Source organism: Planococcus sp. S3-L1, from assembly GCF_030063085.1.
In the GTDB taxonomy this organism is placed as follows: domain Bacteria; phylum Bacillota; class Bacilli; order Bacillales_A; family Planococcaceae; genus Planococcus; species Planococcus kocurii.
In genome coordinates this window covers 1-23,709 of record NZ_JASISN010000017.1, presented here as the reverse complement: position 1 = coordinate 23,709, position 23,709 = coordinate 1, and the positions used below count along the sequence as shown (strand labels likewise).

Genomic DNA, 23,709 nt, shown 5'->3' with positions numbered 1-23,709 from the left:
TATAGTTGTCATGTGCCTTATGTCTGGGCAGACAAATTCTGAAAACTGTAATTGTTAAGGAAAGTAGGAACCGTCTTGCGTATTTTCATTTATGTGATTATCTTTTTTTCTTTCTTCGACTTGTTCGCCCAGCTACCTATCATGAGTACGTATGCGGTATCTCTAGGCGCTAGTCCTTTTATCGCCGGATTAGCAGTTGGTATGTATTCGTTATCGAATACGTTCGGAAATATTATTTCGGGCATTTTTTCCGATCGAAAAGGCCCATTTGCAATTTTAGTCGTTGGACTATTGTCGACAAGTACCACATTATTCACCTACTCCTTAATTGACGGGCCCTATAGTTTACTCGCCGTGCGATTTCTGCACGGCTTAGCAGCTGGACTTGTAGTTCCCGCGGCCTTCACGTACTTAGCCAATCGAACAGAAACAGCTAAGCGTGGAAAAGGAGCAGCCATATCAGGCGCCTTTATCGGTTTAGCTGCGATTGTCGGGCCAGCTTACGGCGCTGTCTATACAAGTCGAAACAATGTTCCTGAAACGATGCTTCTAACCGGAACGATGATTTTCCTTGTTGGCGTAGCGGCCTTTTTAGCCTTGCGTCGAACCGCCGTAACAAAACACAAAACTATCAAAAACTCTGCGTCTTTGATAGATATTCTAAAAAATATCGGATTGATTCGTTCTTTTTCAGGTGCCTTTTTCCTGATGTTCTCACAAGGTGTGCTGGCTTATATGTTGCCACTTAAAGTTGATAGCCTTGGATTCGATTCTCAACTTAGCGGCTTGTTGTTGAGCACCTTCGGAATTTCTGCAATCTTAGTATTTCTGCTCCCAACCAACCGAATTTTTGACATCGTTAAACCCATTTATACGTTAATCGCTGGATTTACCATCATGGGAGTTTCATTATTCTTTGTAAGTTTGGTGTCAACCGAACTGTTGCTTTATGTGGGTATGTGTTTTTATGGACTTGGATTTGCTTTGCTGTTTCCGTCCATCAATTCCATTTTAATCGATTCGACCAGCACTTCGTCTCGTGGAAGATCCTATGGTTACTTTTACGCCTTTTTCTCCGCTGGTGTCGTTGTCGGTTCTGGTATTACAGGGGCTTTAGCCCTCAATCCCAATCAAGGATTTATTGTCAGTGGCTCTTTATTAGTTGCTTCTGCTTTACTTAATGTGCTGACTTTAAAGAAATAATCGGTAGTAAAAGGGGCTGTCCCAAAAAGTCATGAAACATGACTTTTGACGACAGCCCTTTTGTCTTTTTGTTGCAAGAACAGCTGGAGAAGATTAGGTATGTTTTCTCCACTAATTTTGGTTTCAGAAACGTACGTGAAAGCCTCTTATCTTTATAAATTATCTGTATTAATTTTGGTTTCTGGAGTAGCTGACTTCGTGTTTTCAGCCTTTTCGCTACCAGCGTCGTTTGATGACAACTTCACATCACTAGTTTCGTTGTCTTTCTTTTTTTGTTGTTGTTCGTTGTAGTACTGGATGCTTGCGGCTGCTCCACCTTCTGCAACCATTTTTTCTTCTCGATCTTCTGTAGTGTCTGAGACATTATCATCATTTGCAGTTGAATGATCGTTTTTGTTCAAATTTTGTGATTCCATGTAAGAATTCACCTTCACTTTCGTATCATTAAAAGCCTTAGTGGCTTTTTCACGATTTTCAGGATTTTTAAAATATGCATATGCTCCAGCAGCTAAACCTGCTAATAAGAGACCTCTTCCTCTTGCCATTTACAGCACTCCTTTATCCGTTTTTTTCATTACTTACTATTTACCCCGCTTTTCACAAAGCTAATCCTAAATTAGATGTCAAAAGTATTACAGTTAATTACGCGTCCACTTCATGTCAACGTGCGGAATTCCATCTTCATCATAGCTTTCTGAAGTAGGCTGGAATCCAAAAGATTGATAAAACTCTTGCAAGTATACTTGTCCTTGCAATTGAATTGCCTGCGCCTGCCATTGTTCCGAAATATAGTCGATGCTCTTCTCGATCAATTGTTTGGCTAACCCGCGTCCTCTTGCCTCTTTGTGAACGATAACTCGACCAATTGACGGAAACTCATACTTGAGACCAGCCGGAACTAATCGCGCATAGGCCAATATCGCGTCATTTTCACTGTAAAGTAAATGAATAGCTTGCTGGTCCAAACCATCTATTTCTGGATAAGGACAGTTTTGTTCAACTACAAATACATCAACTCGCAACTTTAGCACATCATATAATGTGCGTGCTGATAAATCATCAAACTGATAGATTTTAAAATCCATATCTTAATAGTCACCCCTTTACTTCTATTATTCCACATTAGTGGCTATTCACCTTTATTTTTGATATGATTGCAGAAAGAATTTCAGAGGTGATTACATGATTCGTACCGGTACATCTGCAGATATCTCATCTGTTCAAGAGATCGCCAAAGTGAGTTGGAATGATACGTATGCAGGAATCATTCCCTCTACTGTTCAAGAAAGTTTTCTCGATAAATCCTATTCTACTCCGATGATGGAGATGCGTTTAAAAAGAACCATTTTATTACTGGCAGAACACGAAGGGCAGCCTGTCGGTTTTGCCAACTTCACGAAAGTCGATGAGGATGGCGATGCTGAGCTAATCGCTATTTACATGAAACCAGAATTTCAACGTTCCGGTTACGGTAAGCAATTATTTGACAGTGGCTTAAGTCATCTTACCAATGGCCATCAGTTATTTGTCTACGTTGAAAGTGAAAATACAAAGGGTCGCAACTTCTATGAAACGAACGGCTTTAAGTTTTTGGAGGAATTCGAAGAATTATTCGAAGGACATCCTTTGCAAACTGCCAAATACGTTTACTACTTAAAAACAGCCGCCTTGTAGAGGTGGCTGTTTTTATAAATTCAATAAAAAAGACCTTCAGGCGATTTCAGCCTGAACGTCTTTTTTATTTGTGGAACACTCCTATAGCGGACGGTAAGGGGTGTCATCATCATTACGTATTTTTGTATCGTCGTTACGTAATGAATCTTCTTTGCGGTGCAACTGATCTTCTTGGTATTTAAAATCATCACCACGTAAATTCTGATTTGACTCTATCCGAGGTTTTCGGACAAAACACATAATGGCAGCGATGTAAAACAGAATAGACGTTAATGACAACAATCCTGCAAACAATCCTGCAATAATAAAGAATACGCCAGCAATCGATGCTTTCCCTTTTTTACGAAGATTGATTAGCGCCACAATCGCCAAAATTGTACTTAGCGCCAATAATGCAATCGTTACCCATCCCACAACATTAAAACCTGAAGACATCATATCTAGCATTAACTGTACATCCTCTGGATTTGTTATTGTCGGATCTGCTAACATTTCCTCTTCCATGAATTGTCGCATCTCTGGCATAGTCGAATAACTGACCATCGCAAAACCGATTAAAGCCATTGCTAAAATGTTAAAAACAATTCCAATAATACCTAATACTTTTTCACCCGCTCGATTCACGGTGTTCTGAATCATGCGATTCACCTCTTTCTTTTGAGTTCTTAAGCTAGTATACGTAATAATTGCAGAGTTTAGTTGCTTACTTTATGCTTTTCCCTTAATTAAATTAATAAAACCTGTTTAAACAGCTCTCTTCTGGGTATTTTATTAATAACAAAGATTTGAAAGGAGTTCTAAAAAATGGAAAAAAATCTAATTTTTAGTCAAGCAGATTTTATGTACGGAGTTGGTGGAGCATCAATTTTGACAGCCATTGTTCTTTTTATAACCAGCATTTAAGTGGAGGTAATGAATGGAAAACTACATAGCAGACTATTAACAAAAAGCAATCCACTCATTTGAAAGAGGATTGCTTTTTGTATGCCTTTTTTGTTGGTATAGCTAATAGAACAGGGTATAATTTTTTATATTTTCACATCGTCGTATTCTTTGTAACGATCAAAAGCAGTTACTGCATAAGAACAAACGGGCTCTACTTTAAAATTATTTTCGCGAGCAAAGTTCACCGCCTGGTCTAATAATTTTTTAGCCAGACCTTTGTTGCGCATTGATTCATCGACAAAAGTATGTTCAATCACCATCACGTCAGCTAACTTCGTCCACGCAATCTCTGCTTTCATAACGCCTTCTACTTCCAGACGGTAAGCAAATTCATCACTGCCTAATTCAACCAATTTAAAATCCATTTTTCAGTCTCCTCCTATTCACTAATTCCTCTTCAACAGATAAAAACACGTCAATTTCAATATGTTCCGTTACTAAAATATCGAAAGTTACGAACGTTTGTTTATATGTATTTCGCCAAGCAGACCTTTATCTCCTGTTAAAAAAACCTAAATAGCTTGCTCTTCTTTACAGAGTAGCTATCCTTTGATTTTTTTCACTTGCGTTAGAAACCCAAATTAACGACATATACCCCGATTTATGAAATTGTTCTTATCTCGAATTCAAGATAACAAACTTATCCTATCATTCACTTTTATTTCCTGCAAACCATTTGATTCAACAAAAAAACAGACACATTCTCGAAAGGAGAGTATGCCTGCTTCAAATTAGTTTATCCAACCGCTAACTGTATCGGCTATTTTTTTAAAGAAAGATTTCACACTTTCCCAGAAGCCTTCGTCATTAACGATTGTCGTAAGCTTATCCTCAATCGTCTTACTCAAGTCTTCCAATTGCGTTGACCACTTTGAAAAGTCAATATCCAATTGACGAATGCGGTCCATCAAATCTACTAATAATTGACGGTCTTCTGGACTCAACTCAATTTGAAGTTTGCTCAATTGTTCTTCAACAATTTGTTCTACTTCTTCGCGAGATGCAGGATTTTTTTCAGCAATTTGTTTTTTGATTTCAGTTAATAACTCACTGACTTTAGCATCTTCTATCCCGCCATCTGCAAGTTCAGTTGCCACAGTTAACTCATCATTGGCGACATCTGTCCGTTCTGGATCCAACTTTTCACCATTTACTTCATAGGCTTTGTAGATTCCGACAAGTGCCGAATGGCCAGTTACCGCTTTTGGTGCCGCAACTTCTACTGTAGCGTTTTCGATACCCGCTGTCAGCATAGCATTTCCATACATTTCAGAAGTCACTTGTGTGATGTTTTCTGGTGTCACGATGTTAATGACTAATCCTGCGCCTTCATCTTTACGAGTAATTTTAGCAGATGAATACATATTGGCACGGGAATCTCCGTCTTTAATGTACTTGATCAAATCTTCACCGGTCACTTCAATTTCTTCTACATCTACTTCTTCTGCGACATCTAGGCTGTCAGCTACAGATGCTTTTTCATCAGCTGATAAATTCCCTCCATAGACGACGATTGGCAGACCGAATTTCTCGTTAATGCCGACATTTGCCGAACTGTATGACGGCAATACGACAGACAGTGTAAACAGTAATGCTATGACAGTCATTATTTTTTTCATGTTAACTTGCCCCTTTCTTCAAATTAATACGAAATTAACTTGAAAAGGTTCCTTTACTTAGTTGACTTAGTCCATCCTTCTTCTTGGATGATCTGCCGATTTTTATACAATTTACCAATAGCACGCTTAAAAGCAGCTTTGCTCATGCCGAAAATTTCTTGAATTTCGTCTGGAGAAGACTTGTCGGTAAATGGCATTTGTCCGCCTGACTCTTCTAGATAACGCATAATTTGTTCAGAATCGTCCAGTAAGCGTTCTTGTTTGCGCGGCAATAAAGAACCATTCAATGTTCCATCATCTTTTACGCCAATAATACGAACTGTTTTTTCTTCTCCTAAACGCGGCTCTTCTTGACGTTCAGTTTCATGGATGAAAATTCGGTGCATATCAGGTACAGATAGCATAAACGTACCGACTGGCAATAATCGATAAGCACGTGCCTGTAAGTTTTGGTTGAAAACTGTTTCCGGAGCTGGTTGCATCAATTCTAGTACTTTTTCTTCGGTTGCTAGACGTCCGTACAAATCACCGTGACGATCTGTTCGAAGTGTCATAAAAATATGATCACCTTGTTTTGGCCACAACTCCAAAATTTGTGGAAGGTCCGCAGGCAACAAATACACTTCACGTGTCGTGCCAATATCCACTACTGCACCTTCACGCTGAGATACTTTTAATACTTTAGCCCAGCCATACTCACTTGGCAGAATATGCGGAATCATCGGAGTTGCTGAAACGCCACCTTGTCGATTGCGGTAAAGAAAAACTTCAATTTCTTCTCCAATTTCCTGGCCTTCTTCTATTTCTGATTCGTTCATCATTACTTCATCGCCTGAGCCATCTGATAAAATCCATTGCGATGTCGAACGATCTTTCACTTGTAGTAATGCTTTTAATCCTGGGTGTAACGCCATAATTAGCTCCTCCTATTTCTGTTCACTATCTTTTCCTTCTTTTTTTAACTGTTCCAGTTTGTCCCTAAAATCCGGGCTTTCTTCAAGTAGTTGGACCAAATCGGTAATCCGATCGATTGAATTCCAGCTCAAGTGGTGTTCAATGCCTTCAACATCTTCATAGATTCGTTCTTCATCTACACCGATCAATTGGAGAAATTGCTCGAGCAAGCCATGTCGTTCCAATAACCGTTTGCCAAGTTTCTGGCCTCTAGGCGTTAACACAAGGCCTCTATAGCGTTCGTATATCAAGTAGCCATCTTTATCCAGCTTCTGTACCATCTTAGTTACAGATGAAGGTAACACGGATAAGGCCTCCGCGATATCCGATACACGCGCATAGCCTTTTTGCTCAATTAAAGAATAAATGATTTCAATGTGGTCTTCCATACTTGGAGTAGGCAAAATTCTTTCCTCCCTCACGTAGCTATGTTCAGTTTACTATACCGCCATCATTGAAACAACTGGACTGAGTTCACCGTAAAACAATTCATTTTTCAGAAAGGTTTAAGGCAATTATCTTAGGGGTAAGTACTTAGTATAATAAATATTTAAGTAGAAAGGTTAGGTGAAAAAAATGGCACGTATTCTTTGGATTATTCTTGCAGTTATTATTGTAGTATGGCTTATCGGATTCTTAATGCAAGTTGGTGGCGGACTCATACACATTCTTTTAGTTATTGCTGCAATTATTCTAGTTATCAACTTAATTACCGGACGAAAGGGCTTATAACTGCCTTATTTATCACAAACAAAAGAGTTGTCTCAAAAGTCATCTTACCTGACTTTTGGTGGCAACTCTTTTTTGTTTATTCGTCTAATAGCAAAAGCAGGAGGAGAGAACATTCTCCTTACCTGCTTTTTTAAAGCTTATTGGTGGATTTTAGCATAAACACACGTATCGCGAAGTTTGTTTCCTACACGGGAAATCGTATCGTTGCGCAAAATGCCTTCTAATTCGAAATTTAACCGGTGTGCTACTGCACGGCTGCGAACATTGTCAGGATCACAGCGAATTTCGACACGATTAGCGCCCAGTTCCTCAAAAGCAAATCGCGTAATGCGCTCTACTGCCTCTGTAACAAACCCTTTCCCCTCAAAACGGCTATCGACCCAATAGCCAATTTCAAATTTCCGCACTTCCCAGTCAATCCGGTGAAGTCCCGTAGAACCAATAAATTGCCCAGTTTCCTTCAAGAAAAAATGCAATCGCAAATCTTTACGCAATTTAAAATCTGCGGCAGCTTCAATTAACGTCGCTTCGGTTTGTGCCAGGTCGGGCTTTTGTTGCGCAAATGGCAGCCAAGGTCGGAATGCTTCTAGAGAATGCATAACAGCTTCGTAACTAGCTTGTGCATCTTCTCTTCTAGGTGCCCGTATGAGCAATCGCTCCGACTCAAACTCGTCGGGAAAATCGAGTAGAACCGGATTGAAAGGTGATTCTTGCGTCTCGATTACGGTATCGTCCCACAAGACCGGCGTGGTAATTCCTGCCTGCCAGTCTTCACGGGTCATGCCATAAGTCACTGCATCGTAATAGCGGTTTTCCCGTGGAGAAAACCACGCTTGCCGCAAATGAGCTTCTTTGACAAAGCCTGTTCGTTCAAAAGCTTTACGCATCGCAAAATTATCATGGCGCGTATTACCTTCTAGACGAATTTTCTTTTCTGATAATGAAAAAACAAAATCTGCAATCATTTTTAATGCTTTTGGACCATAGCCCTTGTTACGATAAGGATCCGCAATTCGCAAATCAAAAAGGGGAATATCGTCTTGCAAATCAAATATTTTCACTAAGCCGACTTGTTGGTTTTCTTCGTCTTCAATCCAAAACGTCGTTACTTGATCTGACTTATAACCGCCTTCTTCAATTGTTTTCTCAATCAAAGCTCGGACTGGATGTTCATGACCATGAAAAGGCCACGAATTTGTTGTCATAAAATGAATTAGCTGTTCCTGCTCTTCCATTGTCCACTCAGTTAACTTCAATACAAAACCTCCAAACGTACCTCACTTCTGAACTTTCACAAGACGTAACGCATTCAAAATAACCAATAGCGTGGCACCCATGTCTGCAAAAATAGCAATCCATAAAGTTAACCAGCCTGGAATAATTAACAGCAATGCAATAATCTTGAGTCCTAACGCAAAGACGATGTTTTCTTTTATTATACGCAATGTCTTTCGGCTGAGTCGAATCGTGTAAGGAAGTTTTTCCAAATCGTCCGCCATCAATGCGATGTCCGCTGTTTCAAGTGCGGCATCTGTTCCTGCTCCGCCCATTGCAATACCAATACTTGAAGCCGCTAAAGCCGGTGCATCGTTAATGCCATCTCCGACCATTGCTACTCGCCTATACTGTTTTTGCAGTTCTTTAATTGCTGATAATTTATCTTCTGGCATTAATCCTGCTCGGACATCTGTGACGCCGATTTCTGCTGCAATGGCTGTTGCTGTTGCTGGATGATCTCCAGTCAACATGATAATTTGGTTGATGCCCATTCCTTTTAGTTTTTCGATAATCGAAGGGCTTTCTGTACGAATAGCGTCGGCTACCGCGATAATGCCGAGCAATACCGTTTCTGAAAATACAGCTGTCACAGATTTTCCACTCTCTTGCAGTTTACGCGCTTTTTCAGGAATACGTAAGCCTTTTTCTTCAGCCCAATTTAAACTACCGACGTAAAGAACTGTTTCATTAACAGTGGCATATGCACCTTTACCTGTAACGGAATTGAAGTTTTCAGAAGGATATGTGCTTGCTGCTTGTTTTGTGATAGCTCTAGCTAAGGGATGCTGCGACATTGCTTCTACGGATGCTGCAAGATTCAACAACTCTTGTCGTTCAATTGCGTCTTGCACTAAAACATCCGTCACTTCAGGATATCCTTTCGTTAACGTTCCCGTTTTGTCAAAAGCAACGGCATTGATCCGTCCGGTTTCCTCTAAATGAATACCGCCTTTAATGAGTACTCCTTGGCGTGCAGCATTGCCGATAGCTGTCACTATCGCAACGGGCGTAGAGACAACCAATGCGCACGGACATCCTACTACAAGTACGGCTAATCCTTGATACACCCAAATTTCCCAGTTACCCGTTAGAAATCCTGGAACTAATGCGACTAAAAAAGCGATGACAATGACTGCTGGTGTGTAGTACTTTGCAAACTGATCGATAAATTTCTGAGTCGGTGCTTTTTCAGCTTGTGCTTCTTCGACAAGATGAATGATTTTGGCGATGGTAGTATCTTCGACACGTTTTGTAACCGTGACTTCAAGTGCTCCTTCTTCATTCATCGTGCCTGCAAAAACTTCATCTCCGACTGTTTTGACTGCAGGAATTGACTCTCCTGTAATCGCTGCCTGATTAACGGCGGATTGTCCGCGTAGAACAGTTCCATCCATGGCGATCTTTTGTCCCGGTTTAACAATTAGCACGTCTCCTATGCGAATATCTTCTGTATCCAACTCCATCAGTTCGCCGCCGCGTTGAATGAATGCACGCGCTGGCGCTAAATCCATTAAGCTGCGAATCGACTGACGGGCTTTGTTCATAGAGAACGATTCTAACGCTTCACTGACAGCGAACAAAAAGACCACTACAGCACCTTCACGCCATTCGCCAATAATGACGGCACCAATGATTGCAATCGTCATTAAGGTTTTCATATCGAACTGGAAGCCACTGAGATTTTTCAGCCCAGTCCAAAACATATGATAACCACCTATTGCCATAGAACCCGCAAATAACGCAATCGACCAAGGATGCGTTTCGTCTAGTTGAAACGATACGATAATTCCAGCGATCAATAGCAGTAGTGATAGAACGGTCTCTATCGTCTGGCGTCGTTGGTAGAAAGGAACATGCTTGATCTTTTGTTTTTCAGGATAGACACGGATATGATCGAAAGCACCTGCTTTTTCAAGCGCTTCGATCGTTACATTCCCATCAATCGTTAGTTTAGACGCACCAAAATTCAAATTAACATTTTTGATTTCAGGCAAATTCAAGACGTTTTTTTCAAATTTAGCTGCACAGCTAGTACACGATAAATTTTCCAAACGATAGGTTTTAACCAATCTCCACACCTTCTTTCGTGTGTTCGTGAGCAATTGTCACCAATTGACGAACATGATCATCAGACAAGGAATAGTAAATTTGTTTTCCTTTGCGCTCAGATTTCGCCAATGCTCTTTCTCTTAAGTAACGCAAATGATGGGAAGCTGTTGCTGTAGAGGACCCAATGACCGCTGCAATATCACAGACGCACATTTCCTCTTCTATTGTTAAGGCGTATGCGATACTCAGTCTTGTTTCATCCGCCAGCGCTTTAAATAAGTTCGCTACATCGCTCAGGTCGGTCATACTTTCTTGTACACGATCAACAACTTCTGGATGGACCTTCGTCACTTCACACAATTCTTTCATACGGCACCTCTTTCATTCAAATAAATGTTTGATTGTTTCTTTCAGTATATTCGCTCTAGCAGCGACAGTCAAACGTCCATTTGAATGAATTGTATTTACATACTAAAAAAAAGGTGATACAGTTTTATAGCCTGTTAGTGAACAAATTCACTAACTAATACGTTGCTACCCGTTCTAAAGCTGTTAGACAATGAGTGATTTCTCATTAGTTTTCATAAAAAAGATGAGGTATGAAGTCAACCCACTAAGACTTTTAATAGAAACAGTTGATTTTCAACAGCCTGGATCAAGGAAAATTATAATAGAAGGAAGTGAACATTTTTGAATACACTATCTTATAAAGAACAATGGTTCGGCAATATCCGCGGAGACGTTTTGGCCGGAATTGTTGTCGCACTTGCACTTATTCCGGAAGCGATTGCTTTCTCAATCATCGCGGGTGTCGATCCGATGGTTGGTTTATACGCTTCGTTTTCAATTTCCGTCATCATCGCTTTTGTCGGTGGACGGCCAGGTATGATTTCGGCAGCAACGGGAGCTATGGCACTCGCTATGGTCTTGCTAGTTCGTGATCATGGTCTGGACTATTTACTAGCCGCCACCGTGCTAACGGGTGTGTTGCAGTTAATTTTTGGTCTTTTAAAAGTTGCCCGTTTTATGAAATTTATCCCACGGGCTGTCATGATTGGTTTTGTCAACTCGTTAGCAATTTTGATTTTCATGGCACAAGTACCGTTTATTTTCGGCATTAATGCGTTGACTTACGTTTTTGTTGGCGTTACGTTGGCGATTGTTTATATTTTGCCTCGTTTTTTCACAGCTATTCCAGCACCTTTGATTGCAATTCTTGTCTTGACAGGTGTTGTTATATACAGTGGAATCGATATGCAAAATGTCGGTAGTCTTGGTACCATTTCACAAACATTGCCAAGCTTCTTTATCCCGAGCGTACCATTTAATTTCGAAACTTTACAAATTATTTTCCCAACTGCCTTAGCACTTTCCGTTATCGGTTTGCTCGAGTCTTTATTAACTGCGTCGATTATTGATGATGCAACAGAAACTGGATCCGATAAAAACCAAGAAGCGCGGGGACAAGGCATTGCAAACATTATTACTGGCTTTTTCGGTGGAATGGCAGGTTGTGCGATGATCGGACAATCAGGCATTAACGTTCAGTCTGGAGGACGTGGACGATTGTCAAGCTTTGTTGCTGGGGCCTTCCTAATGTTCCTCATTATCGTTTTGGGCAATTGGGTTGTCCAAATTCCAATGCCTGTTCTAGCTGGCATTATGGTAATGGTTTGCATCGGTACTTTTGACTGGAGTTCGTTCAAGTATTTAGCGACAGCTCCAAAAGCTGATGCGATCGTTATGTTGTTAACAGTTGTAGTTGTTGTTTATACACATGATTTATCAAAAGGTGTATTTGCCGGTGTTATTTTAAGCGCTATGTTGTTTGCCGCTAAAATTTCTAAGGTCGAAGTGCGTAAAGAAGGATTAGAATCCAATGTGTCGAATAGATATACCATACATGGACAATTATTTTTCGCTTCTTCACAAGATTTTGTTTCTGCATTCGACAAAGTTGAAGCTTCTGAACAAGTTGTATTGGACTTTTCGGATGCAACGGTATGGGACGACTCAGGCGTTGGAGCAATCGACCGGGTCATGAACAAACTGCAAGCACAAGGACAGTCTGTTGAGATTGTCGGGTTAAATACTTCAAGTCAAAAGCTTGTAGACAAACTAGCAACCTTCAGTACTGCAAGTAAAGGCACATCATAAGGAGAATGCTTTATGTATGAGAAAATTTTAGTGGCAGCAGATGGCTCGGATCATTCAAAACGAGCTGCTCATGAAGCCGTCAGAATGGCCAAAACTAATCCACAGGCTTTTGTCACTTTGCTTTATGTCATCGATTATGAAAAAGCACGGACAGAAATTCTTCATGGCCAAAGCAGCGACGAAGTTCATTTGGAACGTCGTAAGCATCTAGTACCACTCGAAGAAATCTTCCGGTCTGCTGGTATTAACTTTGAAACGAAGACGCTTCACGGTGTTCCTGGACCAACCATTGTCAAACATGCTAATGAGACTGGTTACGATGTCGTCTTGATCGGCAGCCGCGGATTAAACACATTGCAAGAAATGGTACTTGGCAGCGTCAGCCATAAAGTGGCTAAACGCGTTGAGGCACCCGTTATTATCGTCAAATAAATTTAGCTACTTAATAAAAGATCCCTTTGCGATTTTCGCAAAGGGATCTTTTAAAGCATGTAACCATAGCCTAAGCTAAACAGCACAACTCCACTGACTACAGTGAGTAAAACGTAGCCGCCGCCTGTTAACCATTTGCCGCCCTCTAAATCTTTTACAACATCCAAAGCCATCGTTGAAAACGTTGTAAAAGCTCCAAGAAATCCAGTAATCCAAAAAACCGACAAATTGCCGCTGCCTATAAATAGACCAAGTACCAATGAACCAATACTGTTAACTAGCCAAGTTGCGACTTTTGGCTGCCATAATCGACTTTCAACCAATAAGTAAAATACGTAACGCGTGATTGCTCCTAAAAATCCACCAATTGCGATACCGATCATGACGGTACTCCTTTTCGACCAGTCCACAGACCTGCTCCTGCTGCTGCAATGCACGCAACTGTCATCGTCATAGCAAAAACCAAGCCCCACCAGATAGACGACTCTAGCTGGTGGAACCAGTCAGCTGAAAATGCTGAAAACGTCGTAAACGACCCTAACAACCCGGTTGATATCAATAACCTCAGCTCTGCCGATTTCCGAGTTAATCGAACAGCCGCTAGTCCAATTAAAAAGCTACCCGCTATATTGACAAGCCAAAGACCCAATCCTTCTGCGACCGCCATGTATATGCTTGCACGCAAAAGCGATCCGATCATTCCGCCAAGCCCTACCGCCAGTATTCTTTTCATTTCAACCGCCTCGCATCTGTTTTCTTCCAGTATAACTTATTCAGCTTTTAATATTAATATCGATCCTTCCACGTCATCGATGATTTCGGTTTCGTGGAAATCCCCTTCAGCCCAATCGTCCACTTGGTTATGGAAGTAATCCGATTTCAAATGCCCACTCAGTCCAGGACCCACAATATGATAAGCGCTCGATAAATCCGCAAGATCTGCTACAAAACGCCACGATGCTCCGTGATCAACATTACCTTCTGGCGTAGATGCCGCAGCTTGCACGGTAATGTTAGAACCTCCAATTGGCACGGGATCTGGATTAAGAAATTCAGCGAAAATTGGAGATGCACTTGCTAGTGGATGTGGGAAAGTTAATTGATGTTGCTCTCCCCAGTTCCACTCAGCCAAGTCCGTCCCTTGTTCACCTTCAATTTCAGTAACCGCTGTCTCTAGTGAATCCACAAGCCATTTTTCCACACCACCGTATTCCGTTACCCAAACGCCTTCTTTCCCAGCAAATGCATTGCGCATCATTTCATCCGTGATGTGATTTTTTCCATCCAACATTTTAAAAACGTCTTTCGGAAACTCTTCGGCAAGCAAAGTCTCCGGTAATTGCTTAATCCATTTATGGAACACTAAAGGCGCAGCCTGTTCTTTACTATCAACTTGGTCCCACTCTTCGAGCATTGTCAATACTTCATCGTAGTCATCCGTTTTACTACGTACCGTAGCAATCATATCCACTAAAAATTCAGCGGCGTATAAATTCTTCTGATCCATCTGCAAATCCATCATATCCTGCGCTGTCAATTCATCTGATGCTTCTAGCACCTCCGCAATCCGTTCATAACGATACGGTTGCGCCCAGAAATCAGTAATGTGATAAGGATAAGCATTGTCAATCACTTCATTATTCGCTGTCGCAATAAACCCTTCTTCTGGATTGACCGATCGTGGCAGCTCATCAAAAGGTATATAGCCTTCCCAGCCGTAGTCAGCTGAATCTCCCGGAACTGGTAATTGTCCATCTCCTGATTTTCGGATAGGAATCCGACCATTTGCTTTATAGGCGATTGTTCCATCTGTGGAAGCGAAGACAAAGTTTTGCGCAGGTGCTTGAAAATCTTCTAGCGCCAGTTCGAATTCTTCCCAATTGGATGCTTTATTGAAATTTAGTACTGCTTGTAATTCAAGTGTCGGCTCAAGAGCTGTCCACTGCATGGAAAAGACCGCTCCTGCCTGTTCTTTGTCGTACAGTATATTCGAAACAACAGGACCATGCCTTGTCACCAACACTTCAAAGTCTTCCGTTTCTCCGTCTTTCACCTTGATGGGCTCTTTCCTTACTTCTGCTTGTTCCCATGCTCCTTCATAACGAAACTGTGTCGGATCTTCAGGATTGGGTGTTTCGATATAAAGGTCCTGAACATCCGGTCCAACATTAGTAACACCCCAAGCAATTTCTTCATTGTGACCAAGAATAATTCCAGGAATACCAGCAAAAATAACTCCACTTACATTTTGTTTAGGTGATTCTAAATGCATCTGGTACCAAATAGACGGAGTACTAAGACCAAGATGCGGATCATCTGCGAGCAAAGGTTTACCACTCGCTGTTTTGTCACCTGACACCACCCAGTTGTTGCTGCCGTTAAATTCAGGTGGAATCACAGAAGTGTCGAATTCACCTGCTACTTTGACTGACTGTTGTTTATTTGCCGCCAAAATTGCCGGTGCGTTTTCAGGGTATTGGATAAATAACTCGCGCGCTTTGTCTTCTGGAAATTCGTTCAATGCCCAGTGGCGAACAGCAAGTGTGTTCCAATGTCCTCCAAGATCATAAGCCATGAATTTGCCGATTGTCAGCGAATCTACTGTTGTCCACTCGGTAGGTTCATAACCGAGAAGCGCAAATTCAAAACTCAAATCACCATTTTCTTTTGCCTCTTCCATATAAGCATTGACGCCTTCTGTATACCATTCTAGTACTTGCTTAGCTTCTGCATCGTAGCCTTCCCAAGATTTTTCAGCAGCATCTCGCAAACTAAAAGTTCGGAAAAACTTATCAGTATCGACTGCATCTGCTCCGATTACTTCTGCCAATTGCCCACTCGCTTGTCTGCGCGATAAATCCATTTGGAACATCCGGTCCTGCGCCTGCACATACCCTTGCGCCCGGTAAAGATCTGCGTCTGTGTCTGCCTGTATATGAGGAACTCCAATTTCATCGCGTGTAACTGTTGCATCGGTATCCAATATAGCTACTGCCACTTGTCCTTCAATAACAGGCTTAGACTTGGTTATGTAAACGCTTACAAATATGAGTGCTGCTACCGCCACTGTGACAAGAACACCCAGAACACCTAAAAGCCATTTAAGCCACGTCTTTTTTTTCACTTTTTTCTCCATTAACTTTCCTCCTCTTTCTTATCGTACTTCATTCGACTAGCGAAGGAAAAATACCTTTTTTCTAAAAAATCCTGCGCTCAGTTACCCACTCTAAAGAGGCTGCGAAGTCTTTCTTGTATTTTACACCTAAAAAAAATGCCCCTTTTAAGGGACATCCGACAAATCAAGTTCGATCTTCTCCTACAATCTTCACTTCAAGTTCTAAATCAATACCGAATTTTTCCATAACAGTTGCTTTAACCATCTCAATTGTCTGGATATAATCGTTGGCTGAGGCATTGTCTTTATTAACAATAAACCCTGCATGTTTAGTAGAAACTTCCGCACCGCCAAACCCTCGTCCTTGCAAGCCGCTATCTTGAATTAACTTTCCTGCAAAATTACCAGGCGGTCGTTTAAAGACACTGCCTGCGGAAGGAAATTCCAACGGTTGTTTCGTTTCACGCTGATACGTCAATTCACTCATTTTGGCATCAATAACCGTTTGTTTACCCACCTCTAATTCAAACTCAGCAGACAACACGTAAAATCCTTCTTTTGTAATAATGCTCTTTCGATAACCAAGACCTAAATCGTCCTTAGACAACACCCGTTTTTCTCCTTCTTTCGAAAGAACTGTTGCTTGAACGATAATATCTTTAATTTCTCCGCCATAAGCACCGGCATTCATCGCCATGGCTCCACCGATAGAACCTGGGATTCCACAAGCAAATTCAAATCCTGTCAGTTGTTTTGCTGCAGCGGTTTTTGATACCTGTTTAATATTTGCTCCACCTTGAGCATAAACTTTCGTACCTTCTATATGGATCGTTTGTAAACTCTTTAAAGTTAGAACGATGCCACGAAACCCTCCATCTCGAACGACCATATTCGATCCATTTCCAAGAAGTAATAAAGGGATATTGTTTGTATATGCGTATTTCACTGTAAATGCAGTTTCATCTTCAGTCGTTGGTGCCACAAAGATATCAGCTGGCCCACCCATTTTAGTTAATGTATGAAGGTGTAGCGGTTCATCCATTTTAACGTGATCATCTGCTAAAAAAACACGCAAATCTACCAACCATTGTTCTTTCGTCATCTAAAGCAAATCCCTTCTAAACTTATAGCTTCTACTAGTATCTAATTTTCAGCCTGATTTGACAAGCAATATAACAAAGTTCAGGTCAAAAGTCCAATTAAACATTCTCTCGAATCTGAGACTTGTTCATCAAAAACGATTGACTTTGAAATTTGATGAGGCTATATTTAGGGTTGTAAGTCGGACCAGGAGGTAGTTGATTTGAAAAAGTGGACGATCGACGCAACACATTCAGAAATTAGCTTTTCTGTAAAACACATGATGATCTCGAATATAAAAGGTTCTTTCACTTCTTATGAAGCAAACGTTGAAGCCAATGAAGAAAATTTGCAGGGTGCATCAATCGACTTTAAAATCGATGTCACCAGCATCAACACCAATAACTCAGACCGCGACCAACATCTTCTTTCCGCTGACTTTTTCAACGCTGAGCAATTTCCATACATCACATTTACCGCTAATGACATTGTAAAAAAAGACAACAATTATGAATTAACTGGTGACTTCACCATGAAAAACATCACACGACCAACTACTTTCAAAGTAGCGTACGGCGGCAAAGGTACCAACTTATGGGGCAACGAAATAGTAGCATTTACCGTAGCCGGAAAAATAAATCGTCAAGACTTCGGTCTAACGTGGAACCAGGCGCTTGAAGCAGGTGGCGTGATGGTCGGTGAAGACATCAAAATCACACTGGAATTACAAGGCACTCCCGCTTAAAAAGCCCAGTAAAAAGCAGTGAGAGGATTTTTCCTCTCACTGCTTTTTACGTATTGGTGCTACACGGGCGCTTGCGCTTTTTTTGTCCAGACTCCTGCGCCCAACACCTCGGGTCATAAGTCATCCCGGCTGTGCGGCAAAATGCGCCGCTCTGCCAGTCTGTCTTATGCCTGTCGGTGCTACACGGGCGCTTGCGCTTTTCTATACTTCTTCGATCTTTTTCAATGGTTTAACCGCGGGTCCGTTTAGTACGTCTCCGGTATAGGAGAACCGCGAACCGTGACATGGGCAGTCCCAAGAACGCTCGGCGTCATTCCAAGCAACATCACATCCCATGTGGGTACATGCGGTATCGACGAGATGGACTTGACCGAATTCGTCCCGGTAACCGCCTGCTTTTTTCTTGCCGACTTTCACTAATGCCCCTTCGTCTTTGCCTAAGTCTTCAACTTTTCTTGATGGTCTTTTCAGCTTACCTGTAACCAATGCCTTAGCAACGGATGCGTTATCTTTCGCAAAATTCTTGGCGTCTTCTGTTTTGACTTTTGTGCGGGTTGGATTAAACAAAGCAGCATACCGATTTTCGATACCGAGCACTTGATCTGACAGCATCATACCTGCTAATGCGCCGTTCGACATGCCCCACTTATGAAAACCAGTCGCTACTAGAATATTGTCATAGCCCGCAGTAATTGTTCCGATGTAAGGGATTTTGTCGAGCGTCGTCATATCTTGAGACGACCAGCGATACGGAATCTCTTGAATTCCGAAATGCTCGTCGCCAAACTTCTCAAGATTATGATAATGCTCCATCGTCTGACTTGAGCTTTTACCTGTCGTATGGCCATCGCCACCAATTAGCAATAGTTTTTCGCCATTTTCATCTATTGCATAACGCAGAGAACGCGAAGGCAAATCTCCGCTAATGTACATATCATTTGGAACATTGCCGCTTACTTTAGCTGCAATGGCATACGAACGATTGACGGATAAACGCGAAAAATACAAACCGTCAAAATCATTGAATGGGTAATGGCTAGCAACAATCACTTTATTGCATGATAAATGTGAAAGATTTTCAGTTTGAATGACCGGATCGTTTTTGCTCAAAATTTTTATTGCACGTGTCTGTTCGTAAATTTTCCCGCCTAGTCGCTCAATTTCTTTCACCAGGCCTGCCAAAAATTTTACTGGATGAAACTGTGCTTGATTGCGCATGACTACCGCTTCTGTAATAGGAAACGGCAACTCCGCCTCTTCTTTTGCCAATTCGCCGTCAATGCCTAGTTGCCGATAGGCTTCCGCTTCTTTTTCAATCAGTTTTGCACCTGTAGCTGTATGCGCATAAACAAACGCATTGTGATGAGAAAAATCACAATCGATATCAAGTTCATGGGCAGTTCCTTCTATAAATTTCAACCCTTCCATGTTCGCCTGATAATAGAGTTTTGCTTGTTCTTGTCCGACTATGTTAATCAACGAATCATAATACAGGCCATGCTGCGCTGTTATTTTCGCCGTCGTACGCCCTGTTACGCCATCGACTAATTTCCCAGCTTCAATCAATGTCACTTTTCTACCAGCTTTTGCCAGCAAATAAGCACTAATGATCCCCACCATTCCTCCCCCTACAACCGCTATATCTGTAGACTCATTTTCTTGCAAAGCGGGGTAGTTTGGAATATCTTTGTATTCTCTCCAATAAGACTTTTGCTCTTCCGGAACTCGACTCTCGCCATTACTCTGCACTTGCGTCATTCCTCCTTAGAAAGCTTTTTATAGATGTCTACCCCTATTACAAATTCTTAATCAGCTTAGCTATTCGAAAAGCATCATTCTCCAATTATTTGGATATACTGTCGGAAAGAGCTCGAATACTGTCCAGATTTCAGAAATACTGTCCATTTCATCTCCTTTACTGTCCAATTCGCTGGATTTACTGTCTAAATTAAAAAATACGACCCGTTAAGGTCGTCTTTATCACTTTATATTATGCATTTACTTTAACTAATGAATTGGCAACTTGTTCTACACGCTGCATTCCCTCAGCTTTGATTTCTTCCGCGCGATCAGGGTACATATTGTGTCCCTCAATGATCACTTCTTCAATGTCAGTGATTCCGAAGAAGTCCATAATCAACCGAATGTAGTTGACACTCATTTCAGCTGGGGCCATTTCTGGTGTTGAATAAACTCCTCCACGTGCGTTCAAGATAATGACTTTCTTATTAGGCACAAGACCGACTGGGCCTTCAGCCGTATATTTGAATGTCACACCTGCACGGTAAACGTAGTCGATGAACGTCTGCAATGGCGCAGGAATTGTTTTATTCCATAATGGGAATGCAAAAACAACCACATCAGCTTCCATAAATGCATCCATTGCTTTGTTAGCCGCTGTCAAAATGCGCTGTTCTAGCTCAGTCATTTCTTCGGCCTTTGCTGATTTTTGCATTGCATCAAAAAAGTCCTGGCCGAAATACGGCATATCTTCTTTGAAAACGTCGAACGTATTGATATCAAGTTCTGTATCTGTGCCGATCGAATCCATAAACACTTCATACATTTTGCTCGATACCCCTTCAGATGATGGGCGATTATTTGCTTTTACTACTAAAACGTTTGTCATTAGTTTAAAACTCCTCTTGTCATCATATAAAAACTAGTACTATCGATTTGAAAATCTCATTAATTTTAATAAAAAAACAGAGTAAAAGTCAATTACTCTGCTCAGGTATTTTATAAGCCATCACACGAATCTCCTGTGCAATAGCTGGTTTTCTTACCAAGCGGTTTTAATTTAGGACGAATTCCTTCTTCTTCAGCAATTTGCTCTAACGCTTCCACAAAAGCTTCTACTGGCTGGGCTCCGGAAATGGCATACTTACGATTGACCACAAAAAATGGTACGCCTTGCACGCCGATTTGACCAGCTTCTGCAATGTCCAACTGGACCTGTCCCATAAACTGGTCCGATTCCAACACTTTTTCTGCTTCTTCACGCGGCAAATCAATCGTTTCTGCGAGTGTCAATAAAACCTCATAATTGCTGACATTTTTTGCTTCCACAAAATAATGATGCATTAGCTGTTCAGTCAGCTCTGCATCTTTCCCTTGTGTTTCAGCCCATTTCACTAAACGATGAGCAGCTAACGTGTTCGCTTCTACCATATTATCAAAATTGTATTCCAAACCAACAGAGCGGGCATGCTGCGCCACGCCTTCAGTCATTTCTTTCGCTTGTTCTATAGTCTGTCCATATTTTTTCGCTAAACTTTCATAAGTTGGAGTAGTGGAATTGATTGGCGCATCTGGATTCAATTGATAAGCCTTAAACGTAACTTCCGCCTGACTTTCAAAACCCGATTGAACCAGCGCTTTCTCTAAAGTCCTCTTGCCTATATAACAGAATGGGCACACATAATCTGACCAAACTTCAATTTTCATATCGTTCACCTCGACATTAACTATAGCAACGAAAACAACAGCACTCAATTTTTTTGCCTGTGACAAAGAAAAGCGCAAGCGATCGTACTAAACCTGACGGGCATAAGGCGCGGTGGCGAAGTGGTATCTTTTCAGCCACATAGAGAACAAGGAAAGTAGCTGAAGAGATTCTCAATTCTAGCTCAACTAAAAAACTGATCCCCATAAGGGAATCAGCTTAACGCTTCTGTAATTACAGGAACAATTTGCTTTTTGCGTGACACAACGCCCGGTAATAAGACACGGTGATCAACCACACTTGACTTAAATGCACTTTCGATGATGTCTGCTCTTTTACCAAGCACGATAGCCACTGAATTATTATTAAGGATATCCGTGACAACAAACATGAATAAATTTAATTTTTTTGTTAGAATAGCATTTGTCATTAATACTTCTAGTTCTTTTTGGCGAACCATAACTTCTTCTACATCAATTGCGTTAACTTGAGCAACTTCAAAACGGTGGTCGCCTGCTTCGAATTCTTTTGAATCCAATGAGATTAAGTCTTCTAACGTTTTATTGCTCAAATCAGCTCCAGCTTTCAATAAATCCAGACCATAGCTTTGTGCATCGACGCCAGCAATTTCTGCGAGTTCTGCAGCAGCCTTGACGTCTTGCTCAGTACAAGTCGGCGATTTAAAAAGAAGCGAGTCCGAAATAATGGCGGATAGCATCAAACCTGCTATATTAGAAGGGACTTCCACATTATTTTCTTTAAATAGTTTTAAGATGATGGTAGTTGTACAACCAACTGGCTCTGCACGGAAATAAAGAGGATCCATCGTTTCAAAATTGGCGATGCGGTGATGGTCCACCACTTCGATCACTTGAACATCTCCGATATCATCAGCACTTTGCTGACGTTCGTTGTGATCCACTAAAATTACTTGTGTAGCTTCCTTCGCAACTTGTGTCACCAATCTTGGCTCATCAAACTTAAAAGTGTTTAAAGCAAATAAAGTTTCGTTGTTTACTTCACCTAAACGAACTGGTTCAGCAAGCATGCCCATTTCATTTTTTAAATACGCATATGAAATAGCCGAACAAATTGAATCTGTGTCCGGATTTTTATGACCTAATACTAAAACGTTTGACATGAATAGTAGCCTCCTGAAATACTTAGTTTCTGTTTTTATTCTATCATATTAACAGCAATTGAAAAAATTAGACTTTATAAATAGTAAATACAACTAACAAACCATTAAGTTTATAGAATTATCAGTATTTTTAAAATTTATTATGTACTTTAGCATATGCCAATGGTATAATATGACTAACTAATCTAAAGTTAGGTGGAAGGAAGAGATGCCTGTGACTATTTTACTGGAAAAGAAATACATTCCTCTGGCTAATTATTTTTCCGGAGTGACAAATTCTTCAATACGATTAACATTTTCTGAAATCGAGCAAATTATGGGACAGAATTTACCTAATGCCGCCTACTTGAATAAAAGCTGGTGGAAAAAAGTAAAAGCACCAGCTAAACATTTTCATGCATGGGCAGATGCTGGTTATTTTGTTAGCGACGTCGAGCCAGATCGCTTTGTCGTCTTTGAAAGAATCGACTCTACAAATGGAACAGGCACAGACGATGATGAAGATCAGGATATTCTATTGATTCGAACAGCAGAGCATGGGGATGCGCGGTCTCTTGCCGCTCTACAAAAAGTTGTAGAATCTGAATCTGATTTCATGCTCTACGCTAAAGACGAACGTACACAATCCACACAAAAAGTTCGCAAACAAATTATCGAGTGGAAACAAAGTGGCTATTCGACTATTATCATTGCCATTCTCAATGGACAGCATGTGGGCTATTTGATGATTGTGGGCAATGACGCAAAACGTGCTGCACACCGCGCCTTCATCGATCTTGGTCTACAAAAAGATGCACAAGGGAAAGGAATCGCTAAATCCTTGCTTAAAAAAGCTGAAGAATGGTCTAAAGAAAAAGGCATTAGCCGGCTAGAAGTGACGGTCGTCGAAGAAAATGAATCGGCCCGTAACTTATATGAAAAAGCTGGTTTTAAATCTGAAGGCATTCGACAAAAATCCATGATAATAAACAACAAACCCCATAACGAAATTTATTTAGCTAAGTTTTTAGACTATCCGTTTGTCAATTTAAGCTAGACAGACCCATTCCATTTAGGTGACTCAAAAATGCCTCCAAGGGTGTGCGATAATCCAGCGACTTCCGTGGGATGTTATTCCGTTTGTCAGCCACTGAGGAAATG

The 23,709-nt window shown here is 41.1% G+C and carries 25 protein-coding genes and 1 pseudogene; 7 read left to right on the top strand and 19 right to left on the bottom strand.

What is annotated here, in order from left to right:
* Nucleotides 1-75: 75 nt before the first annotated feature.
* Nucleotides 76-1,203, top strand: coding sequence for an MFS transporter (locus QMF37_RS14040; RefSeq protein ID WP_283478600.1), 1,128 nt, complete (start codon nt 76-78; stop codon nt 1,201-1,203).
* Nucleotides 1,204-1,355: 152 nt separating this feature from the next.
* Here the strand turns inward: QMF37_RS14040 and QMF37_RS14035 are convergent, their stop codons facing one another.
* Both QMF37_RS14035 and QMF37_RS14030 read right to left on the bottom strand, forming a co-directional pair.
* A complete protein-coding gene (locus QMF37_RS14035; protein ID WP_071153525.1) occupies nt 1,356-1,748 on the bottom strand; it encodes a hypothetical protein in 393 nt (130 codons plus the stop codon).
* A gap of 93 nt (nt 1,749-1,841) precedes the next feature.
* On the bottom strand, nt 1,842-2,288 hold the full coding sequence (locus QMF37_RS14030; protein ID WP_058386406.1) for a GNAT family N-acetyltransferase: 447 nt from the start codon (nt 2,286-2,288) through the stop codon (nt 1,842-1,844).
* 97 nt (nt 2,289-2,385) lie between these two features.
* Here QMF37_RS14030 and QMF37_RS14025 point away from each other — a divergent pair, with 97 nt between their 5' ends.
* The gene (locus QMF37_RS14025; RefSeq protein ID WP_058386407.1) at nt 2,386-2,877 is read left to right on the top strand and encodes a GNAT family N-acetyltransferase; all 492 of its coding nucleotides are present in this window, start codon (nt 2,386-2,388) and stop codon (nt 2,875-2,877) included.
* 81 nt (nt 2,878-2,958) lie between these two features.
* Here the strand turns inward: QMF37_RS14025 and QMF37_RS14020 are convergent, their stop codons facing one another.
* The 5 genes from QMF37_RS14020 to mntR all read right to left on the bottom strand — a co-directional run bounded on the left by QMF37_RS14020 (nt 2,959) and on the right by mntR (nt 6,799).
* Entirely contained in the window at nt 2,959-3,516 is a 558-nt protein-coding gene (locus QMF37_RS14020) for a DUF4064 domain-containing protein (protein WP_058386408.1), read from the bottom strand.
* A gap of 389 nt (nt 3,517-3,905) precedes the next feature.
* Nucleotides 3,906-4,187, bottom strand: a complete 282-nt coding sequence (locus QMF37_RS14015) for a GNAT family N-acetyltransferase (RefSeq protein ID WP_071153524.1) — start codon at nt 4,185-4,187, stop codon at nt 3,906-3,908.
* 366 nt (nt 4,188-4,553) lie between these two features.
* Nucleotides 4,554-5,441 (bottom strand): DUF1002 domain-containing protein, encoded by an 888-nt coding sequence (locus QMF37_RS14010; RefSeq protein ID WP_058386410.1) that lies wholly within the window; start codon nt 5,439-5,441, stop codon nt 4,554-4,556.
* A 53-nt stretch (nt 5,442-5,494) separates the two neighbouring features.
* Nucleotides 5,495-6,355 (bottom strand): CvfB family protein, encoded by an 861-nt coding sequence (locus QMF37_RS14005; RefSeq protein WP_058386411.1) that lies wholly within the window; start codon nt 6,353-6,355, stop codon nt 5,495-5,497.
* Nucleotides 6,356-6,367: 12 nt separating this feature from the next.
* The gene (gene mntR, locus QMF37_RS14000; RefSeq protein ID WP_058386412.1) at nt 6,368-6,799 is read right to left on the bottom strand and encodes a transcriptional regulator MntR; all 432 of its coding nucleotides are present in this window, start codon (nt 6,797-6,799) and stop codon (nt 6,368-6,370) included.
* A gap of 172 nt (nt 6,800-6,971) precedes the next feature.
* Between mntR and QMF37_RS13995 the strand changes: the two genes are divergently transcribed.
* Nucleotides 6,972-7,127 (top strand): lmo0937 family membrane protein, encoded by a 156-nt coding sequence (locus QMF37_RS13995; protein WP_143039509.1) that lies wholly within the window; start codon nt 6,972-6,974, stop codon nt 7,125-7,127.
* 137 nt (nt 7,128-7,264) lie between these two features.
* On the opposite strand, the gene QMF37_RS13990 is transcribed toward QMF37_RS13995, so the two are convergent.
* The 3 genes from QMF37_RS13990 to QMF37_RS13980 are packed head-to-tail and all read right to left on the bottom strand — an operon-like array spanning nt 7,265 to nt 10,823.
* Nucleotides 7,265-8,383, bottom strand: a complete 1,119-nt coding sequence (locus tag QMF37_RS13990) for a GNAT family N-acetyltransferase (protein WP_283478598.1) — start codon at nt 8,381-8,383, stop codon at nt 7,265-7,267.
* 21 nt (nt 8,384-8,404) lie between these two features.
* Nucleotides 8,405-10,474, bottom strand: coding sequence for a heavy metal translocating P-type ATPase (locus QMF37_RS13985; RefSeq protein ID WP_071153520.1), 2,070 nt, complete (start codon nt 10,472-10,474; stop codon nt 8,405-8,407).
* On the bottom strand, nt 10,467-10,823 hold the full coding sequence (locus QMF37_RS13980; RefSeq protein WP_058386415.1) for an ArsR/SmtB family transcription factor: 357 nt from the start codon (nt 10,821-10,823) through the stop codon (nt 10,467-10,469). Before QMF37_RS13980 ends, QMF37_RS13985 begins: the two co-directional genes overlap by 8 nt.
* 321 nt (nt 10,824-11,144) lie before the next feature.
* Between QMF37_RS13980 and QMF37_RS13975 the strand changes: the two genes are divergently transcribed.
* Both QMF37_RS13975 and QMF37_RS13970 read left to right on the top strand, forming a co-directional pair.
* Nucleotides 11,145-12,611 (top strand): SulP family inorganic anion transporter, encoded by a 1,467-nt coding sequence (locus QMF37_RS13975; RefSeq protein WP_283478596.1) that lies wholly within the window; start codon nt 11,145-11,147, stop codon nt 12,609-12,611.
* Between the two features lie 12 nt (nt 12,612-12,623).
* A complete protein-coding gene (locus tag QMF37_RS13970; RefSeq protein WP_058386417.1) occupies nt 12,624-13,043 on the top strand; it encodes a universal stress protein in 420 nt (139 codons plus the stop codon).
* Nucleotides 13,044-13,093: 50 nt separating this feature from the next.
* Here the strand turns inward: QMF37_RS13970 and QMF37_RS13965 are convergent, their stop codons facing one another.
* From QMF37_RS13965 to murB, 4 genes are all read right to left on the bottom strand, one after another.
* Entirely contained in the window at nt 13,094-13,426 is a 333-nt protein-coding gene (locus QMF37_RS13965; RefSeq protein WP_149456405.1) for a fluoride efflux transporter FluC, read from the bottom strand.
* Entirely contained in the window at nt 13,423-13,776 is a 354-nt protein-coding gene (locus QMF37_RS13960; protein WP_058386419.1) for a fluoride efflux transporter FluC, read from the bottom strand. Before QMF37_RS13960 ends, QMF37_RS13965 begins: the two co-directional genes overlap by 4 nt.
* Before the next feature lie 36 nt (nt 13,777-13,812).
* The gene (locus QMF37_RS13955; protein WP_283478594.1) at nt 13,813-16,179 is read right to left on the bottom strand and encodes a penicillin acylase family protein; all 2,367 of its coding nucleotides are present in this window, start codon (nt 16,177-16,179) and stop codon (nt 13,813-13,815) included.
* Between the two features lie 163 nt (nt 16,180-16,342).
* The gene (murB, locus tag QMF37_RS13950) at nt 16,343-17,260 is read right to left on the bottom strand and encodes a UDP-N-acetylmuramate dehydrogenase (protein WP_078080106.1); all 918 of its coding nucleotides are present in this window, start codon (nt 17,258-17,260) and stop codon (nt 16,343-16,345) included.
* A 201-nt stretch (nt 17,261-17,461) separates the two neighbouring features.
* Between murB and QMF37_RS13945 the strand changes: the two genes are divergently transcribed.
* Complete coding sequence (locus QMF37_RS13945; RefSeq protein WP_078080105.1) at nt 17,462-17,983, top strand: YceI family protein; 522 nt, start codon at nt 17,462-17,464, stop codon at nt 17,981-17,983.
* Between the two features lie 201 nt (nt 17,984-18,184).
* Here the strand turns inward: QMF37_RS13945 and QMF37_RS13940 are convergent, their stop codons facing one another.
* From QMF37_RS13940 to QMF37_RS13925, 4 genes are all read right to left on the bottom strand, one after another.
* Nucleotides 18,185-19,732 (bottom strand): FAD-dependent oxidoreductase, encoded by a 1,548-nt coding sequence (locus tag QMF37_RS13940; RefSeq protein ID WP_078080104.1) that lies wholly within the window; start codon nt 19,730-19,732, stop codon nt 18,185-18,187.
* A gap of 241 nt (nt 19,733-19,973) precedes the next feature.
* Complete coding sequence (locus QMF37_RS13935; protein WP_071153518.1) at nt 19,974-20,612, bottom strand: FMN-dependent NADH-azoreductase; 639 nt, start codon at nt 20,610-20,612, stop codon at nt 19,974-19,976.
* Nucleotides 20,613-20,722: 110 nt separating this feature from the next.
* Nucleotides 20,723-21,430 (bottom strand): DsbA family oxidoreductase, encoded by a 708-nt coding sequence (locus tag QMF37_RS13930; RefSeq protein WP_071153542.1) that lies wholly within the window; start codon nt 21,428-21,430, stop codon nt 20,723-20,725.
* Nucleotides 21,431-21,642: 212 nt separating this feature from the next.
* Complete coding sequence (locus QMF37_RS13925) at nt 21,643-22,569, bottom strand: manganese-dependent inorganic pyrophosphatase (protein WP_071153517.1); 927 nt, start codon at nt 22,567-22,569, stop codon at nt 21,643-21,645.
* A gap of 208 nt (nt 22,570-22,777) precedes the next feature.
* On the opposite strand from QMF37_RS13925, the gene QMF37_RS13920 reads away from it, so the two are divergent.
* Entirely contained in the window at nt 22,778-23,605 is an 828-nt protein-coding gene (locus QMF37_RS13920; protein ID WP_283478591.1) for a GNAT family N-acetyltransferase, read from the top strand.
* Here QMF37_RS13920 and QMF37_RS13915 read toward each other — a convergent pair.
* Nucleotides 23,592-23,709: pseudogene (locus QMF37_RS13915) on the bottom strand (IS30 family transposase); the annotation flags it as partial. The gene QMF37_RS13920 and the pseudogene QMF37_RS13915 sit on opposite strands and share 14 nt — an antisense overlap.

What these genes read in the sequence shown, in the direction of transcription:
- QMF37_RS14035 (WP_071153525.1), bottom strand. Translation starts at nt 1,748, where the DNA reads ATGGCAAGAGGAAGAGGTCTCTTATTAGCAGGTTTAGCTGCTGGAGCA.
- QMF37_RS14030 (WP_058386406.1), bottom strand. Translation starts at nt 2,288, where the DNA reads ATGGATTTTAAAATCTATCAGTTTGATGATTTATCAGCACGCACATTA.
- QMF37_RS14025 (WP_058386407.1), top strand. Translation starts at nt 2,386, where the DNA reads ATGATTCGTACCGGTACATCTGCAGATATCTCATCTGTTCAAGAGATC.
- QMF37_RS14020 (WP_058386408.1), bottom strand. Translation starts at nt 3,516, where the DNA reads ATGATTCAGAACACCGTGAATCGAGCGGGTGAAAAAGTATTAGGTATT.
- QMF37_RS14015 (WP_071153524.1), bottom strand. Translation starts at nt 4,187, where the DNA reads ATGGATTTTAAATTGGTTGAATTAGGCAGTGATGAATTTGCTTACCGT.
- QMF37_RS14010 (WP_058386410.1), bottom strand. Translation starts at nt 5,441, where the DNA reads ATGAAAAAAATAATGACTGTCATAGCATTACTGTTTACACTGTCTGTC.
- QMF37_RS14005 (WP_058386411.1), bottom strand. Translation starts at nt 6,355, where the DNA reads ATGGCGTTACACCCAGGATTAAAAGCATTACTACAAGTGAAAGATCGT.
- QMF37_RS13995 (WP_143039509.1), top strand. Translation starts at nt 6,972, where the DNA reads ATGGCACGTATTCTTTGGATTATTCTTGCAGTTATTATTGTAGTATGG.
- QMF37_RS13980 (WP_058386415.1), bottom strand. Translation starts at nt 10,823, where the DNA reads ATGAAAGAATTGTGTGAAGTGACGAAGGTCCATCCAGAAGTTGTTGAT.
- QMF37_RS13970 (WP_058386417.1), top strand. Translation starts at nt 12,624, where the DNA reads ATGTATGAGAAAATTTTAGTGGCAGCAGATGGCTCGGATCATTCAAAA.
- QMF37_RS13965 (WP_149456405.1), bottom strand. Translation starts at nt 13,426, where the DNA reads ATGATCGGTATCGCAATTGGTGGATTTTTAGGAGCAATCACGCGTTAC.
- QMF37_RS13960 (WP_058386419.1), bottom strand. Translation starts at nt 13,776, where the DNA reads ATGAAAAGAATACTGGCGGTAGGGCTTGGCGGAATGATCGGATCGCTT.
- QMF37_RS13955 (WP_283478594.1), bottom strand. Translation starts at nt 16,179, where the DNA reads ATGGAGAAAAAAGTGAAAAAAAAGACGTGGCTTAAATGGCTTTTAGGT.
- murB (WP_078080106.1), bottom strand. Translation starts at nt 17,260, where the DNA reads ATGACGAAAGAACAATGGTTGGTAGATTTGCGTGTTTTTTTAGCAGAT.
- QMF37_RS13935 (WP_071153518.1), bottom strand. Translation starts at nt 20,612, where the DNA reads ATGACAAACGTTTTAGTAGTAAAAGCAAATAATCGCCCATCATCTGAA.
- QMF37_RS13930 (WP_071153542.1), bottom strand. Translation starts at nt 21,430, where the DNA reads ATGAAAATTGAAGTTTGGTCAGATTATGTGTGCCCATTCTGTTATATA.
- QMF37_RS13925 (WP_071153517.1), bottom strand. Translation starts at nt 22,569, where the DNA reads ATGTCAAACGTTTTAGTATTAGGTCATAAAAATCCGGACACAGATTCA.
- QMF37_RS13920 (WP_283478591.1), top strand. Translation starts at nt 22,778, where the DNA reads ATGCCTGTGACTATTTTACTGGAAAAGAAATACATTCCTCTGGCTAAT.